The organism is Flavobacterium petrolei, assembly GCF_003314435.2.
Lineage (GTDB): Bacteria > Bacteroidota > Bacteroidia > Flavobacteriales > Flavobacteriaceae > Flavobacterium > Flavobacterium petrolei.
In genome coordinates, this window is the sequence record NZ_QNVY02000004.1 from 273,499 (window position 1) to 289,184 (window position 15,686).

At 31.7% G+C, this 15,686-nt stretch carries 14 protein-coding genes; 3 read left to right on the forward strand and 11 right to left on the reverse strand.

Features of this window, described 5'->3' with window-relative positions; genetic code table 11:
- Positions 1-6 precede the first annotated feature (6 nt).
- The 6 genes from DR871_RS12955 to DR871_RS12985 all read right to left on the reverse strand — a co-directional run bounded on the left by DR871_RS12955 (position 7) and on the right by DR871_RS12985 (position 7,150).
- Positions 7-591 carry a TetR/AcrR family transcriptional regulator gene (locus DR871_RS12955; RefSeq protein WP_113666513.1) on the reverse strand — a complete coding sequence of 195 codons (585 nt, stop codon included), beginning with the start codon at positions 589-591 and terminating at the stop codon, positions 7-9.
- Between the two features lie 157 nt (positions 592-748).
- Positions 749-2,023 (reverse strand): NAD(P)/FAD-dependent oxidoreductase, encoded by a 1,275-nt coding sequence (locus DR871_RS12960; protein ID WP_113636849.1) that lies wholly within the window; start codon positions 2,021-2,023, stop codon positions 749-751.
- 79 nt (positions 2,024-2,102) lie between these two features.
- On the reverse strand, positions 2,103-2,900 hold the full coding sequence (locus DR871_RS12965; RefSeq protein ID WP_113636846.1) for a sulfite exporter TauE/SafE family protein: 798 nt from the start codon (positions 2,898-2,900) through the stop codon (positions 2,103-2,105).
- Positions 2,901-2,973: 73 nt separating this feature from the next.
- Positions 2,974-3,600: a Crp/Fnr family transcriptional regulator gene (locus DR871_RS12970; RefSeq protein WP_113666512.1), complete on the reverse strand. Its 627-nt coding sequence runs from the start codon at positions 3,598-3,600 to the stop codon at positions 2,974-2,976.
- 964 nt (positions 3,601-4,564) lie between these two features.
- Complete coding sequence (locus DR871_RS12980) at positions 4,565-4,918, reverse strand: hypothetical protein (RefSeq protein WP_113666511.1); 354 nt, start codon at positions 4,916-4,918, stop codon at positions 4,565-4,567.
- Positions 4,919-5,104: 186 nt separating this feature from the next.
- The gene (locus DR871_RS12985; RefSeq protein WP_113666510.1) at positions 5,105-7,150 is read right to left on the reverse strand and encodes an ATP-binding protein; all 2,046 of its coding nucleotides are present in this window, start codon (positions 7,148-7,150) and stop codon (positions 5,105-5,107) included.
- Positions 7,151-7,474: 324 nt separating this feature from the next.
- On the opposite strand from DR871_RS12985, the gene DR871_RS16565 reads away from it, so the two are divergent.
- Positions 7,475-7,531: a hypothetical protein gene (locus tag DR871_RS16565; protein WP_242497119.1), complete on the forward strand. Its 57-nt coding sequence runs from the start codon at positions 7,475-7,477 to the stop codon at positions 7,529-7,531.
- Positions 7,532-7,554: 23 nt separating this feature from the next.
- On the forward strand, positions 7,555-7,779 hold the full coding sequence (locus DR871_RS12995; RefSeq protein WP_113666509.1) for a hypothetical protein: 225 nt from the start codon (positions 7,555-7,557) through the stop codon (positions 7,777-7,779).
- 264 nt (positions 7,780-8,043) lie between these two features.
- On the opposite strand, the gene DR871_RS13000 is transcribed toward DR871_RS12995, so the two are convergent.
- From DR871_RS13000 to DR871_RS13025, 5 genes are all read right to left on the reverse strand, one after another.
- Positions 8,044-8,508 (reverse strand): hypothetical protein, encoded by a 465-nt coding sequence (locus tag DR871_RS13000; protein WP_113666508.1) that lies wholly within the window; start codon positions 8,506-8,508, stop codon positions 8,044-8,046.
- A 206-nt stretch (positions 8,509-8,714) separates the two neighbouring features.
- Positions 8,715-9,380 (reverse strand): alpha/beta hydrolase family protein, encoded by a 666-nt coding sequence (locus tag DR871_RS13005; RefSeq protein ID WP_165355337.1) that lies wholly within the window; start codon positions 9,378-9,380, stop codon positions 8,715-8,717.
- Positions 9,329-9,736: a hypothetical protein gene (locus DR871_RS13010; protein WP_113666506.1), complete on the reverse strand. Its 408-nt coding sequence runs from the start codon at positions 9,734-9,736 to the stop codon at positions 9,329-9,331. Before DR871_RS13010 ends, DR871_RS13005 begins: the two co-directional genes overlap by 52 nt.
- A 147-nt stretch (positions 9,737-9,883) precedes the next feature.
- Complete coding sequence (locus tag DR871_RS13015) at positions 9,884-11,044, reverse strand: alpha/beta fold hydrolase (RefSeq protein WP_113666505.1); 1,161 nt, start codon at positions 11,042-11,044, stop codon at positions 9,884-9,886.
- Positions 11,045-11,518: 474 nt separating this feature from the next.
- Positions 11,519-11,797: a helix-turn-helix domain-containing protein gene (locus tag DR871_RS13025; RefSeq protein WP_113666504.1), complete on the reverse strand. Its 279-nt coding sequence runs from the start codon at positions 11,795-11,797 to the stop codon at positions 11,519-11,521.
- A gap of 882 nt (positions 11,798-12,679) precedes the next feature.
- Between DR871_RS13025 and DR871_RS13030 the strand changes: the two genes are divergently transcribed.
- Entirely contained in the window at positions 12,680-15,673 is a 2,994-nt protein-coding gene (locus DR871_RS13030; protein ID WP_129752545.1) for a SusC/RagA family TonB-linked outer membrane protein, read from the forward strand.
- Positions 15,674-15,686 lie beyond the last annotated feature (13 nt).

Below are 15,686 nucleotides of genomic sequence, written 5' to 3' on the forward strand. Positions count from 1 at the left end.
TTAATTTTATTTTATATGGATTAAAGTAAGTATAGATTGTATCATTTTATTTCCTTCGATTTCAATATCAAATTGGAATTCTGCCATGCGCCATTTGTACATTTGGAGTCGAAAAGTTCCCATTACGATATGCGTTAAATCATCAGCAGAAATGGCTTTGGTGAAAACGCCTGATTGCTGACCTTCAATCAGTAGTGGTTTTAGATGTTTAATTTTTACAGTCATTATTTTATATATCATTTCGTTGATGCGCTGGCTTTCTTCCATTAAACCATCTGAAAAAACGGCTACAACAAAGTGTGGATTTTGTTTAAAAAATGAATATTGATTCTGAAATAATCGAACAAACTGCTCTTTTTGATTTTCATTTTTGGAATACGATGCTGTTAATCTTTCATCCATATTGGTGGCTAGAAAATCCAGTAATGCAAGGATGATTTCCTCTTTGCTTTCAAAATGCCTGTAAATCGCGCTTTCAGAAAATTGCATTTCTTTGGCAAGCTCTTTTATGGTCAAACCACTAACGCCCGATGCAGTTAGAATTCTTCCGGCCGCCTTAATTATCTCCAGTTGTTTTGCTGAAATTTCCATTTTAAATTGATTTAGAAACAAGTAAGTGAATGTTCACTCTGTAAATTTCCGAATATTAATTCCTTTGTAGTGTGATAATTGTCACATACGCCAAAAAAATCCCTTTCAATTTTACTCAAAAGGGATAACAAACAAAAAAATAAATGGGTAATAATTATTATGCAGTTCCTTTTAAAATTTTATTCCAATATAACCAAGGTAATACTTTTGTTTTAAGGATCCACATGGCCCAATTTGGTTTTGCCTGATTTATAGGAAAAGTCATTTTTGGCGTATTAGTATAGTCAAATTCGGCTAACATTAATTTTCCGTATTGAGTAGGAATAGGGCAGGCGCTATAGCCATCGTATTGTGCTGTCATTTTTTGATTATCCATAATTGCCAAAAGATTTTCTACCACAACCGGAGCTTGTTTTCTAATTGCCGCACCCGTTTTACTACACGGCGCATTGGTGCAATCTCCAAGAGCAAATACATTTGAAAAACGAGTATGCTGCATTGTGTTCTTGTCAATTTCCACATATCCTAATGGATTTGCGGAGTCGCGCAATGGACTGTTTTTTATAAAATCAGGAGCTGATTGTGGTGGAACTGTATGGCATAAATCGAAATTCAATGTTACTTTTTTAAGTTCTTTATCAGCGCTATTTTCTATTATACCGTAGCAGCCGGCATTTTTAGAAGATAATTTCTGGTTTAGGTTTTCATCAATTTCTTTAGTTTCAAATTCAACTGTTTTCTTTTCACCATCTATCGCCGTAACATTAGCACCATAATGAACGTGAATATTATATTTAGCCACAACTTTTTTTAATGTATCGGCATATTCTTTGACACCAAATATTACGCCTGCTCCAGAAATATAATGAACATCACATTTGTCCAAAATTCCTTTTTTACGCCAATAATCGCAAGCCAAATACATAATTTTGTGAGGTGCTCCACCACATTTGATAGGTGTTGTTGGGTTTGTGAAAACTGCCGTACCGCCTTTAAAATTTTCAATCATTTCCCATGTGTAAGGTGCGTGCTGAAAGGAGTAGTTGCTGCTGACATTATTTTTTCCAAGCGTTTCCTTAAGTCCTTTTATTTTATTCCAATCCAATTGAATCCCGGGACAAACCACTAAGTAATCATAAGTGAATTCATCACCTGTAAGGCATTTTACTCTGTTTTCATCAGGCATAAATTCAGCTACAGCCTCTTTGATCCAAGTTGTATTCTTTGGAATTACATCTTTTTCATTACGAACGGTTTTATTAATATCAAATATACCGGCACCAACCAATGTCCATGCAGGTTGATAATAATGTTTTTCAGATGGATCAATGATTCCGATGTTTAGATTACTTCTTTTGATAAGTAATTGGGAAGCGACAGAAAGTCCTGCATTTCCACCACCGATGATTAGTATTTGATAATGATTAGCCATTTTTTTTGATTTTTTTATTGTGAATATAAACGTAAAGAATTTACAAACAGACTATTGTGACTTTTGTCACATACGTGTGTTATTTTAGGAATAACTCTTTGGTGATGATATAAATACCCATTACCAAAACAAACCAACCAAAAGCAGGTTTTAGTTTTGCACCATCAATCTTTTTGGATAATGCAGTTCCAATAAAAATTCCAACAATTGCAAAACCTGAAATGGTAAATAAGAACTGCCAATCAATAATACTTTCTCCACCTTCTCCAAAAAAGCCTATTAATGATTTGGCTGCAATAATTACAAGCGATGTTCCAACCGCTTCTTTCATGGGTAATTTACTCAGAATAACTAACGCAGGAATTATTAAAAATCCTCCACCTGCACCAACTAAACCTGTAATAATTCCAACAATTGCACCTTCAATAAGTATCAATGGATAATTGAATTTTTGTTCTCCGGCTTCTTCTATTGTATTTTTTTTATCTTTTTTAATCATTGTGTAAGATGCAATAACCATGATTACAGCAAAAAGTAACATTAAAAAAAGATCTTTAGTCAATGTGAAACTTCCTGTCGAAAAGATCTCTTTAGGTATAGCGGGAACGATAAAAGCTCTTGTAGTAAAAACGGCAATTATGGATGGGATACCAAAAACAATGGCTGTTTTTATGTTTACCAACCCTTTTTTGAAATAACCAACAGTTCCTACTGCACTGGTTAGACCAACAATAAACAACGAATAAGCAGTTGCTAGTACCGGTTCAACTGCAAATAAATAAACTAAAACGGGTACAGTAAGAATGGAGCCACCGCCACCTATCAGTCCTAAAGCAACGCCAATCAGAATTGACGCAAAATAACCTATATATTCCATAATTATAAATTTTATACTGCAAATATTGCTAGTTAAAATTTTATAATCTGTAACATTTATCACATAGGAAGATTTATTTTAAAAGTTCAATATTATTGCGATGCATTTTTAGTACCCCTCGTTGCTCTAGTTTTTTGAGTAATCGAGATATAACTTCTCTAGAAGTATTCAATTCACTTGCAATTTCTTGATGCGACAATTTTAAATCATCACAATCACAAGCATCTCTATGCCTTTTTAAGTAAAATTCCAAGCGTTCGTCCATTGCTCTAAAAGCAATACTGTCAATCACATCAAGGACTTCTTCAAACCTACTTCGATACGTATCAATTACAAATTCATACCAACTGCGATGTTGCATCATCCATTTATCCATCAATTGCAATGGTACCATAATTAATTCAACATCCTCAACTACTTTTGCCATAATTTGGCTTTTTTGATTTTTTGTTGCGCATATCATTGAAATAGCACAGGCTTGACCTGGCTGTAAATAATACATGAAAAATTCGCTGCCTTCTTCATCTTCTCGATAGATTTTTATTTTACCGCTCAAAACGAGCACAGTATTTTTTATGTACTGACCTGTTCGCATAATGACATCTCCAGCAGCAAAAGATTGCTGTAGGGCATTTGTATTAACGTCTATTAGAAGAGCATTTGAGAAGGATGGGAATTTTTTTTTAAGGATATCGTTCATTTATTTGTTTTTTGAAAGTTCATAAAAGTAGTCAAAAATAGATTTTAGAATTTATTTTTTTTAAATAGTTTGATTATTTTAGCTAATACATTTATTTTAATAACTTCAGTTTAGTAGTATAGTAGGCGCGTTGTAAACGCTTCGACTTGTTTTTATAAGGTAAGTATGCACTCATTTCAAACGAGAACCAGTTAGCTAGGATGCCGAAATATAAAACTATTACCGCAAACATCAAGGCAAGAACGTAAAGAGCGTCATTATTAAAATAGCCCATAAATTGGCACGAAGAATACTCTCGATGATTAAAACCGAAACACCCTATAAAATTAATAGAAATTTATTGTTAGAAAAATAAAAATAACATTCTTAAAAAGCTCAACCATACCAGAGAATAAACTACAAAACAGCTAGGGTGATTCCATAAAACGAAGGCACATTTTGTAGCAAGCATCTATTTTTATTCTTATAATCAAACAGATACAGGTGGTCTCGTTCTAAAAAACGAAAACCACATATAGGAGTTGGATTTTCAAGCATTTAAAAGAAAGACTATGAAATTAAAGAGATCAAAATACGTGGCATTATTGAAAAAGTTAGAATAACTTTTTCAGTCTAAGCCTTCGGCGGACAAAAAGTTGTTTCCAACTTTTTCAACAAGCCGTAGGAGCGGAATTTTATACTCGAAAAATAACCAACATATATCCCTCTCAAAAGTTGTGAATAACTTTATGATGCTTTACATAGGAGTGGCTGTTATAGGGCGTTTTTTTATTTATTTAGATTGTCAATTTACACTTTCAATAAAAAATTCGCTTTTTAGTATGTTTTTATATTTTTTTGCTTTACGAACTTTTATTTTTTGGATTTTATAAAGTATTTTTTCAATTAACGTTTCTCAAAATTTCAGTCTTCAAGTTTCTACTTTTCAGATTACAATTTTCAATATAAATCGCTGTTTAATATTTTATTCGCGAAATTTAGACGTTGACATATGTTTTACAATTTCTTTGATTTCTTCAGTAATCAGTCCTCTTAGGTTCTCAATTGCTGTGTTTTTTTCAGCTACAGGAACAGTTTGTATTTCTTCTTCAAAATCGTTTAATGCTTCATTTCCAATTTTAATTAATTCATCAGATAACATTACAAGTGTTTGCTTCATTGCTTCTAATTTATTTTGTAAGTTGGCAAAAACATCATTACTTTTTTGAGGTTGAATACTATTATAGATGCTTTGAGATTTATCTAATAACTGCTTTTTTATCTCGCTATTGAAAAGTGCGTTGACACGAATGTCTAAACTATTTTCTAAATTATTCATTTTCTAAATTGTTAAATTATATTTTTTTCGATCGTTGTCTTTTTTAAAATGCCCTATAACGTTATGCCATTTTGAGCTAGCTGGAATTTAGTGAAATTATAGTTTCACATCGCGTTTTCGTTAAGCCGAAAATTGAGCGGTTACGAACTTCCAGCTAGCTCAAAATGGCGGTTAGCTGACGTATTTTTACACTGCTTTTCTAAGCTGAGCACTTACTTTTTCGTCAATTAAATTCGGATATTCATTTTCAAATTTTTCTTTTACTGATTTATCTTTAATTGATAATTGATTATGTAAATAGCCTAATTTTCTTTTATTTAACTCAATAAGTTCAGACCAAGTCATTACATAAACCTCAATGTTTTTTTCAGTTTTTCGGTCATATAAAAATGGATTATCTTTATAGTTTTCCCTCTGAGATTTTACTTTTGATTTTGCATAACTATTTAATTTAGATGAAATTAATAAAAGTTTATACTTCACTTTATCACTTGGTAATGCTGAATTTTCTTCAATAGTGAATGCATAACGATCAATTTGATTAAGCTCTTTTTGACCTATAGAGCATTTTGGTGATTTTAATTCAACGACCATAATTTCACGAGTATCGTTATCAGTTATTCTTTCATTGTAGAAAAATAGGTCTGTAATATCGTCCATATTACCTTCTGTCTCAATTAAATTGTCGTCATTTTTTGACGGTATATAATTGAAATATTTATTTCTTAATTCATTTAGGATGTTTCCAATTTTTTTATCTGACCATAAATGTGGTGATCCATTATAATTTTCACCAAATAACCATAATTCATTTTCAACAATTTTATGTAATTGGCTTCTTTCTTTTAAATGTTTAGATATTTCACCATATACTAGCTCGTGTAAGAAGTTTAAAAACTCTAATTTTTCAGAAACTTGACTTGCAAAATGAATAACATCTTCTAAATCTGTTTTTTGAAGAAGTGAATTAAATTTTTCTAAATTCTCTTCGGATAATTTTAGAATTTTTTTAAATATGTATTCGATATTACCATTACTAATAGCTTTATCTAATAGAGGATATAGAAAATTTCTAATTTTTTCATCTTTTTGAATTAAATGATGTTCATCTTCAAGTATATATGCTATTTTTTTAAAAACAACTTCTTGAGAAGTTGAAGCTGGTTTATTATCTAAATAAGGATAGAATTTATCTTTTTCTAAGCTAGCGACAAATTTTTCAAATCTTTTATTTCTTGCTTTAAAAAAATCATTGATAGATTCTTTAACAGTATTTTTTAAGTTTTTAATTTCTTCTTCACCAAGTGATTCGATATCTAAATTTCTAAATAGATCAATGTCAAAAAAATCTGATTCAACATATATAAACCAAGTTCCTAAATCGGTTGTGTACCAATCGGAAGAATAGGTGTATTCATAAGCGACCGATTTAACTCCATCATTCTCAGTTTGAAAGAAAACTTTAACTTTATTAATTTGTGATTTTATATTGTAAAAATAAAAATTGATGTCGTGGTCTTTTCCGTTTTTATCAGTATAAGGAACGTTTTTAAATATAGGTTGTCCAATGACGAAATCGGATTTTGATAATTTGTGGTCGTTTACAAAAAAACTTATTTTATCATTAAAAATTTCATAGGGATAATTTTCAAAAAGACTTTGAGTTATGTTTTCACTTAAAAAGTCAGTAGCTATCTTATTTTTATTAAAAACTTTTGGTTGAGTATTATGATGAAAATTTTCAATTTCTACTTTGTAATAAGTATCTAGTTTTTTTTCTTCAAAATACTGAAAATCAATTTTTAAATCGGTTTTCTCAAGTTCAATATCTTTTAAATCGGTTGTATCTATTCCAAAAAGTGTTTTGCTGAATTTTTTTTCCTTTTCATCATATGCTACAGTTTCAATTTTCATTAACTCTCCAATTTGAAAAGAGCTAAATCTTCCAATACCTTGTCCTTTTTCTTTAACATTTGTACCAATTTGTAAAATTTTGGTTTTAAATTCTGAAAAAGGGACACCATATCCATCGTCAACAATTGATATTTTTTCAATACCTGATTTAACGGTAATAGAATTATTGTAGACAATCTCAATTTTTATATTTTTTGCCTTAGCTTGGATTGAGTTATTTATTAATTCCTTAAAGGCTTTAAAAGTATCACCGTATTTTGTTAGATGACTTTTAATGACTCTCGAGTTTGTCGTTAGTTTTTCTGTAATTGATTTCATAAATTATTGATTTCTCTCATTTTTTGGTAATATGTCAGCTAACGTCAGTCTGTGAAAAAACCTCCGTTGTATTATCATCAAATATAACAAAATACTAGTATGAAAAGAAGATTTTTCGTATTTTTAAGAATGCAACACATCACAGGTATTTTCCGTTAAAAAAAGTGTTTTTCAAGTTTAGAAGATACTAGTATATGTCCCGATAATCAGCTGCGATTTATCGATGCCTTTGTCGAATATATTGACTTCTCTAAGCTCGATTTTGCTATAAAAACGCTCAAGACCGAAGGTCGCCCGAGTTTCAATAGTAAATTGTTTCTAAAGATGTATTTATATGGTTATCTCAACGCAATTAGAAGTGATCGAGATCTAGAAAAGTAGTTTTTCAGAAACATTAAAATGCAATGTCTTTTAGTAGAAATTCGTCCCAATTATCAAAGCATTACCCATTTCATAAAAATAACCCAATCGCATTAAATAACACTTTCAATCTATTTGTTTCGTTCTTGAAAGATGCTGATTTGATAAGTGATGAAACCATAGCTACCGATCGTTTTTTGGCGGTAGCCAAAACAAAATTTCCTGTCAAAACTAATTTTATGGGTAAGGTAACTTGTGTTCAAAAGTGAAGGAAAATACGAAACCAAATCCAAAATACTTCTCTAAAAAAAAGAGGACACTAAATCCTCTTGAAATTCTCCTTTAAAACTTTACGATAACTCCATAGTTCCTTCCAGTGAACGGTTCCGTTCAACCGGAGTTTCATTGTTCGTGCTGCGCACGCAACGAATCTCTAGCTGTTATGCCCAGTTTTTTTTTAAGACCCTGTTTAAATTCTAATAACTAAAATTTAAACAGGGTCAAAATATAATAAAAATAAAATTTTGAATTCTTTATTTTCTGATTGAAGAAAAATACCAATCTCCTATAGCTTTATCAGATAAACTTGAATCAAGAAGAAGTTTCCATTTGTTAGACCAATCAATCCATTTTGATTTACGTTCGTCAAAATCTAGCATAAAAGTGTCATAAGTCCCAAAACTTTTACCTTCACTTTCCAAATCATCATTTATTTTCTTATTTATTTCACGTGCTTTTTCCCAACCTTCTTCACTATCTCTACTATCCATTGTAAAATTAAATAATGATTTCAAAAAGAATGTTCGTTTTATTACTTCTTTTGGTTTCAGGTTCGTCTCTTTCAAATAATCTCTGAAAAGCTCAATCTGTTTCTCTTTATCAAATTCTAATTCTATTGTCTCATCAGTATGGAAATGCGAGGTCATTGGTACAAAATCATATTTAATTTTGAGGTCTTGTGCATCAAACCATTCTAAAATTTTTTCTAAAGGTGTCATAGTTTTTTTTTTGTTTTTTTGTATTATTTTTTAACAATTTTTAATTGTAAGTATCCATTTCTGCGGTAAAATTGGGCATAACGTTATTCTGCTTTGAGATGGCTGGAAGTTCGTAACCACTCAGTTTTCGGCTTAACCGAAACTTGATGCGAAACGATAATTCGACTAAACTCCAGCTAGCTCAAAATGGCTTTTGGCAGATGTATTTATTTTTTCGTCCAATTTATAAACTCATTCATAACTTCTTTCCAATGTTCTTTTTCGTAATTTGCTCTTCCATTATCATTAACTTCAAAAAAGTTATGTTCTAAATTTAAGTATCTTTTATATGTTAAATTATCCTTTGCGTTTTGGATATAAAATAAAGGAACTAAATCACATAAATCAGAAGCAATATCATTTGTACCATAAGCTAAATAAGTAGGTATTTTGATTTGTAACCAATCATTTAATAATGGTCTTGAGAAAGATTTCCAAGCTAATAAATTTGGATTTTCTTTTAAAGTTTCTTTATTATAAGCTTCTCTATACATTTGATATGTGTTTTCGATATATTCATTAGCTTTTTCCCAAGTGATTTCTTTTCTTTCGGCTTCCTTTCTATAGTTTCTAATGTTTTGGTCAATTCTTCCAAATGGGTTTGCACCAAATAATCCCAAATGTGTAACTTTCTTGTTGTTTAAAGCAATAAGTGTTGCAACTTTAGAACCTTGAGAATGTCCAGCAACTACTAATTTTGAATTATCTACCCATTTCTGTCTTCGCAAAAAATTTAAAACTTTCTCTGCTCTATATTCATAATTCTCTAAAAAATCTGCTTTTACATATTCCTTATCAAATTCATCGGGTTTTCTACATTTGGAATATAGCAATAAGATTTATTTAAGTTTTTTTCATTAACAATTACAGGAGTTTTCGGCATTGAAATGACAATTAAATGATAGTTCTTTTTTATTTCATTTATTTCGAAATTTGTTATTCCACCGCCAATCATCCATATATTTTCTTTTGCTGGTTTTACGAATAATGGCATTGGCAAAGAACCTTGACAAAATAAAAAAATAGGTTTTATTTCGTCTAAATTAGTATCGATTAATACAAAATTGATAGTATCCTTTTCTTTTTTGATACTGAATTGAATAGCTTGATTATTTATTATATTTAGTTTCTGTCCAAAACTTATTTGGATTAAAAGCAATAAAAATAATGTCGTTTGTAGTTTTTTCATAATATATATGCCAACGTCCCCGCTGCTTTGAGATGGTGTGTGGTTCGTAACCTTTCAATTTTCGGCTTTGCAGAAAATTGATGCGAAACGATAATTCCACCAAATTACACACTAGCTCAAAACAGCTGTTGTGCGTTCGTTTTTTATTTACGATTGTTTTAAAAGTTCATCTAAAACTCTTTTGCCATTTTCATTTCCTGGGTTTAGTTCAACAGATTTTTTATACATTTTAATTGCTTCTTCTCTTTTATTAATTTTCAATAGTATGGCTCCATAACTATCGTAAGCATTTCCGCTTGTAGGATTTAATAATACGTTTAGTTTGAAAGTTTCTAAAGCTTTTTCATTTTCGTTCTTGTTTAAATATTCATAACCTAAATTATTTAGGTTGTCTTCCGAATGTATGTAGGCACTATTTTCTTTCTTGACATTGTTTAATGAACTAATTGCATAATTTAGCGTACGTTCATAAACTTCCGTTTTCTGTTTTTTATCTAGTGTTTCGGCATAACTTTTCGCTATTGTTGTTATAACTAAAGTTGGATTATCAAACCAAATTCCGTGACCACATTCAAATGCGGTAATACCGATACTTTTTGGATGACTGGCAACAAAGTTTTTATGACATTCTTTCCAATGTTCTACTTTTTCAGTTTCTTTAAAAGATGGAATTCCACTAACTAAATCTACAACTGGAATATTTTGTGGAATTGAAATTTCACTCATCATTTTTACAGTTTCACGTATATTTGTAGCCATATAATATATAGCAAGTTTGTTTTTTTTCCACTCTGGAATAAGCAGTTCTTGCTTTTTTAAATCGCTTTCTACAAACTTTTCCATAAAATTATGGTTTACATCTATTAATACAATCGATTTTACAAGATTTGGATTCCTTACTGAATATAAAGTTGAAAAGTAACCGCCAAAAGAATGAGAAACTAACATAATTTGTTTGTTGTAGCCCAATTTTTTTAATCCAGTTTCTAAATCCACAAGGCTATTTAACATATTGTGTTTTGAGTCTTCAGTTTCTAAAGTATTCATAGTGCTTTTACCTAAACCTTCTCTATCATATGTTATTATTGTTGCTCCAGTTAAATCTGCAATTGGTTGCAGAATAGAATTCCAAACTCTTCCAGCACTTCCAGCACCAGCTTCAAAAAGAATTGGAATTCCTGAACCTTTTATAATGTTGAAATGTAGTTTATGATTTCCTACATCCACTAAAGTATCAATTGTTTGAGACTGACTTTTTATTGAACTAAAAAGTATAAAAAAGATAATAACTTTTAAGAATAATTTCATTTTAAAATTTTAAGTTTTTGTTTTTTCGTTTTTCGGTTAGTTTTGGTAAAATGACGCACAACTAGTAGATGGGTCTGATAAAATCACACCTATCACCCTAAATTTAGAGAGATAGGTCTGACTACGGTCAGACTTTGTTTCAGATCAAATGTATAAATATTTTTTTACAAATCATCAAATGGACTTTTTATCTGCTGAATACTTTTCGTACTTACATAAGTATAAATTTAAGTTATTTTACTACTATTATGACCCGGTAATTCTTGTATATATGTTTGAACTGAGCTTAGTATATACAACCTTTTTGGTTAAATTACTGAAAGTTCATTTCGATAATTTATATTCAATAACTAACGTACAAAACCCTTTCTAAAATTCTTTACGGTTTTCCAAATAGGCAATAAAAAAAATGCCTAAGCATCTTTTTATTTTATTTTTTTATCCGTTATTGTTCTCTATCAGTGTTTACTTATTTTACTTCCGTTTTGCATTCTCTTTAATAAACTTATCTACATTAATTTCTACATTTAAGATATTGATAGTTTTGAGATTTAATGCTTTACCAAGAAAAATTAATTTTTCTAACGTAGGATTAGCGCTACCTCTTTCGATTGTACCAATTAAATGTTTTGTCAAACCAATATTTTTATCAGCAAGTTCTTGCTGAGAAATATTTCCATTATTATAGTCTGAGCTTGGTATTTTTTCACGGAGTTTTCTCATTTCCTCTCCTAACTTTTCTTTTTCAGTCACATCGTTTTTATTAGCTTTTGCTAAAATTCATTCTTATTTGTGAAATTAATGGTATGATATATCATACCGTGTTATTTTTTTTATTATGTTTGTAATATAATTGCATATTAAATGTAATTTTGCGATTCTTCATATAAAATATTTGAAGCATTCGCTTTGAATCTCGCGTCGAAAAACTGGTACTTTAAGCAACGAGATGATAAGTTAGATGCTCACGTCCCATGGCGTGGGCTCACTTATTGTTGCACGGTATACCAGTACCTTCGGCGCAGTAAGCTGAGTTCCATGCCATTTTTTATGCGCAAAAGGTACTCCTTTTATTCTTAGCAAATCTTCTTTTTTACAGTATCGTAAATCAATCAATTAATTGAATTAGTTAGTTTGGAAACGCACTGCCTGCGTTGGGCTGCAACTGGCAACGGCAGTGTACTTTCCTAAAAAAAACAACAATATAAATTCAAAAGCTTTTGCACCCAAAAAAAGAGTGCTCTCAAGATCTGTGGTAACAGCAATGGCGCAAATCGAAATAATGAATTGAAAAACAGGAAACAACAACGAAAACATGAAATACTATAAAACTATAAAAGTTACTTTAATTCTAGCTTTAATTACACTGATAATTTGTTGGCTTTATGGTTCCGATGCTTTTATATAAACAGCAATAACTAAGAAAAATAACTATTTATTTTCACATCATACAGCTTGCTTAGATGTGACAAAACCTAATAAAATACAGATAACGCCTATGACTTAAAAAACAAAAATCTATGCCTTAGCGCTTTCGAGGCTAATCACTAAAAAAAGGCCCTCTAACTCTTCTTGGCGGACGAATAGAGGACCAAAGCAAACTAAACCGAAGTCTAACTAAACCAATTCAAAAGTATGAAAAAAAAATCATTTTTGAAGTTTTGGACAACAACACAACTGTCCAAACTGTACTGCATCCTTTTCCTGTGCTTCATAACAGGATTAAATGCTCAAACACGATCTATCAAAGGTAAAATTACCGATGATACCAGCACAGTTCCTGGTGTAACCATAAAGGTTAAAAATAAGCCAACAACAGCATTTTCTGATGAAAATGGAAATTACACCATACTAGCAGGGGAGAATGATGTTTTGGTTTTTTCCTATCTAGGCTATAAAACGATTCAAATTGTAGTTGCAGATCAAGCAACTATCAATGTAAAATTGACTGAAGATGCAACGACTTTAAAAGAAATCGTAATAAATGCCGGATATTATTCTATTAAAGAAAAAGAGCAAACCGGTAGCATTGCAAGAATGACTGCAAAAGATATCGACAAGCAACCTGTCACAAATGTACTAGCCGCAATGCAAGGAAGAATGGCAGGTGTCAATATCATTCAAGATGGGGGAACTCCCGGCGGTGGTTTCCAAATTAAAATTAGAGGTCGCAACAGTATTCGCCTTGATGGAAATGAACCATTATACATTATTGATGGAGTTCCCTATTCAAACGAGTCCATAGGAAGCACGAATACTTCAACGGCATTACCAAGCCAAGCCAGTCCGCTCAACAGTATTAATCCCAATGACATTGAAAGCATCGAAGTATTAAAAGATGCTGATGCGACTGCAATTTACGGCTCAAGGGGAGCAAACGGCGTAGTCTTAATTACTCGAAAAAAAGGAAAATCAGGTAAAACAAACATTTCAGTAACTGCCTCAACAGCCGTTGGTACAGCGACTAAATTTGTAGATCTGATGAATACGGAGGAGTATTTATCGATGCGTAAACAAGCATTTATCAATGATGGAATTCCAATATCGGATACCGATTATGATTTAAATGGAGCTTGGGATCAAACTCGATATACCAATTGGCAAAAGGAATTATTAGGCGGTTCAGCAACAATTAATGACTTTAGAACCAGTATCTCTGGTGGTAGTGAAACAACACAATTCTTGATTAGTGGGAACTACAGAACCGAGGGAACAGTCCTTCCGGGAGATTTCAGGTACATTAAAGGAGGGATTCTTAGCTCAATAAACCACACTTCTTTAGATAAGAAATTCAAAATCTCTTTTTCGGGAAATTACACGGCACAAGATAATCTACAAGCAGCGACAGATTTGACGTTAACAGCGCGTTATTTGGCACCAAACGCTCCAGCACTCTACGATTCAAATGGAAATCTGAACTGGGAAAATGATACCTTCGAAAATCCTTTGGCACCTCTAAAAAGTACCTACCGTGCGAACACCAATGACTTAGTAGCCAACAGCGTGTTGTCTTATGAATTAATTCCAGGGTTAGAAATAAAATCAAATTTTGGTTTTACCGATTTAAAAACGAAAGAAGTCCGAACGATACCATCCACGATTTACAATCCCGTTTACGAAGTTGGGAGTGACAATTCATCAATGTACTTAAACCTTACCAGCAGACAATCATGGATTATAGAGCCACAACTAAGAGGTTTCAAAAATTTTGGAAACCACAAATTTGATATACTAGTGGGGATGACAAGCCAACAGCAACGTACAGAACGCCTATTCCAATCAGGTATTGGTTTTGCAAACAATAATCTGATTAACAACTTAGCTTCTGCAATTACAAAAAACACAACCAATAGCGATACCTTTTTATACCGTTATCAAGCTTTTTTTGGTCGCATCAATTACAGTTACAACGAAAAATACTTTTTAAACTTTACAGGTCGTCGGGATGGATCCAGCCGATTTGGACCAGGCAAACAATATGCTAATTTTGGTGCTATTGGAGCTGCATGGATTTTTAGCAAAGAAAAATTCAATCCAGAAAATAGTAAAATGAGTTTTGGAAAACTCCGTTTTAGTTATGGAACTACGGGTAATGATCAAATTGGAGATTATCAGTTTTATGATACTTACGGTACAACTGGTGCAAATTATCAGGGCATAATTGGGTTACAACCTACACGACTTTATAATGCCGATTTTGGATGGGAAACCAATCGTAAACTAGAATTAGCTTTAGAAACTGGTTTTTTTAAAGACAGAATTTTTAGTACGCTAGCGTTGTATAGGAATCGTTCGTCGGATCAATTGGTGGGTATTCCTATGCCAGCTACAACAGGTTTCTTGTCATTGAATGCGAATCTTGATGCTACCGTTGAAAATTCAGGTTTTGAATTTTCCGTACGAACCCTAAATATTGATTCAAACTCTTTTAAATGGTCAACGAACTTCAATGTGGCCGTTGCAAAAAATAAACTACTTTCTTTTCCAAATCTTTCAGGTTCCACTTTTGCAAATCGGTATGTGATTGGACAATCAATTGATATTGTAAAATTATACCAAAGCAAAGGTGTTAATCCACAAACAGGATTATACGATTTTGAAGATTTAAATGGGGATGGAAGCATAACAGCAGGCGACAAGCAAATTAGCAAGGACTTATCTCCTAAATATTTTGGAGGTATCCAAAACCAATTGGACTATAAAAATTGGCAATTGGATTTTTTATTGCAGTTCGTAAAAAGAGACAATTACGATTACATTTCAAATGTTCCGGGAGGTGGTCAAGTAAACCAAAGCAACACTAGTGGTGACGCTTGGCAGCAAATTGGGGATCAAAGCAGTTCGCAACTGCACACTACGGGACTAAATGGTGCAGCGGTAAGCACCTATTATAGGTACATAGAAAGCGATGCTGTAATTACAGACGGCTCTTTTATCAGACTAAAAAATATTTCACTTTCCTATGATATTCCGTTACAAGCGACCACTAATGTAAAATGTAAACTTTTTATTCAAGGTCAAAACCTACTGACATTTACATCTTACAAAGCAGGTGATCCCGAGTTTAAGTTCTCAGGATTCCTCCCTCCACTAAAAGTGATCAGTGGCGGAATGACATTAAACTTTTAATCCTCAAAAAATA

Coding starts and splice junctions, on each gene's coding strand:
- DR871_RS13030 (WP_129752545.1), top strand. CDS start 12,680: ATGAAAAAAAAATCATTTTTGAAGTTTTGGACAACAACACAACTGTCC.
- DR871_RS12970 (WP_113666512.1), bottom strand. CDS start 3,600: ATGAACGATATCCTTAAAAAAAAATTCCCATCCTTCTCAAATGCTCTT.
- DR871_RS12985 (WP_113666510.1), bottom strand. CDS start 7,150: ATGAAATCAATTACAGAAAAACTAACGACAAACTCGAGAGTCATTAAA.
- DR871_RS13000 (WP_113666508.1), bottom strand. CDS start 8,508: ATGACACCTTTAGAAAAAATTTTAGAATGGTTTGATGCACAAGACCTC.
- DR871_RS12960 (WP_113636849.1), bottom strand. CDS start 2,023: ATGGCTAATCATTATCAAATACTAATCATCGGTGGTGGAAATGCAGGA.
- DR871_RS12980 (WP_113666511.1), bottom strand. CDS start 4,918: ATGAATAATTTAGAAAATAGTTTAGACATTCGTGTCAACGCACTTTTC.
- DR871_RS12955 (WP_113666513.1), bottom strand. CDS start 591: ATGGAAATTTCAGCAAAACAACTGGAGATAATTAAGGCGGCCGGAAGA.
- DR871_RS13010 (WP_113666506.1), bottom strand. CDS start 9,736: ATGAAAAAACTACAAACGACATTATTTTTATTGCTTTTAATCCAAATA.
- DR871_RS13015 (WP_113666505.1), bottom strand. CDS start 11,044: ATGAAATTATTCTTAAAAGTTATTATCTTTTTTATACTTTTTAGTTCA.
- DR871_RS12995 (WP_113666509.1), top strand. CDS start 7,555: ATGTCTTTTAGTAGAAATTCGTCCCAATTATCAAAGCATTACCCATTT.
- DR871_RS12965 (WP_113636846.1), bottom strand. CDS start 2,900: ATGGAATATATAGGTTATTTTGCGTCAATTCTGATTGGCGTTGCTTTA.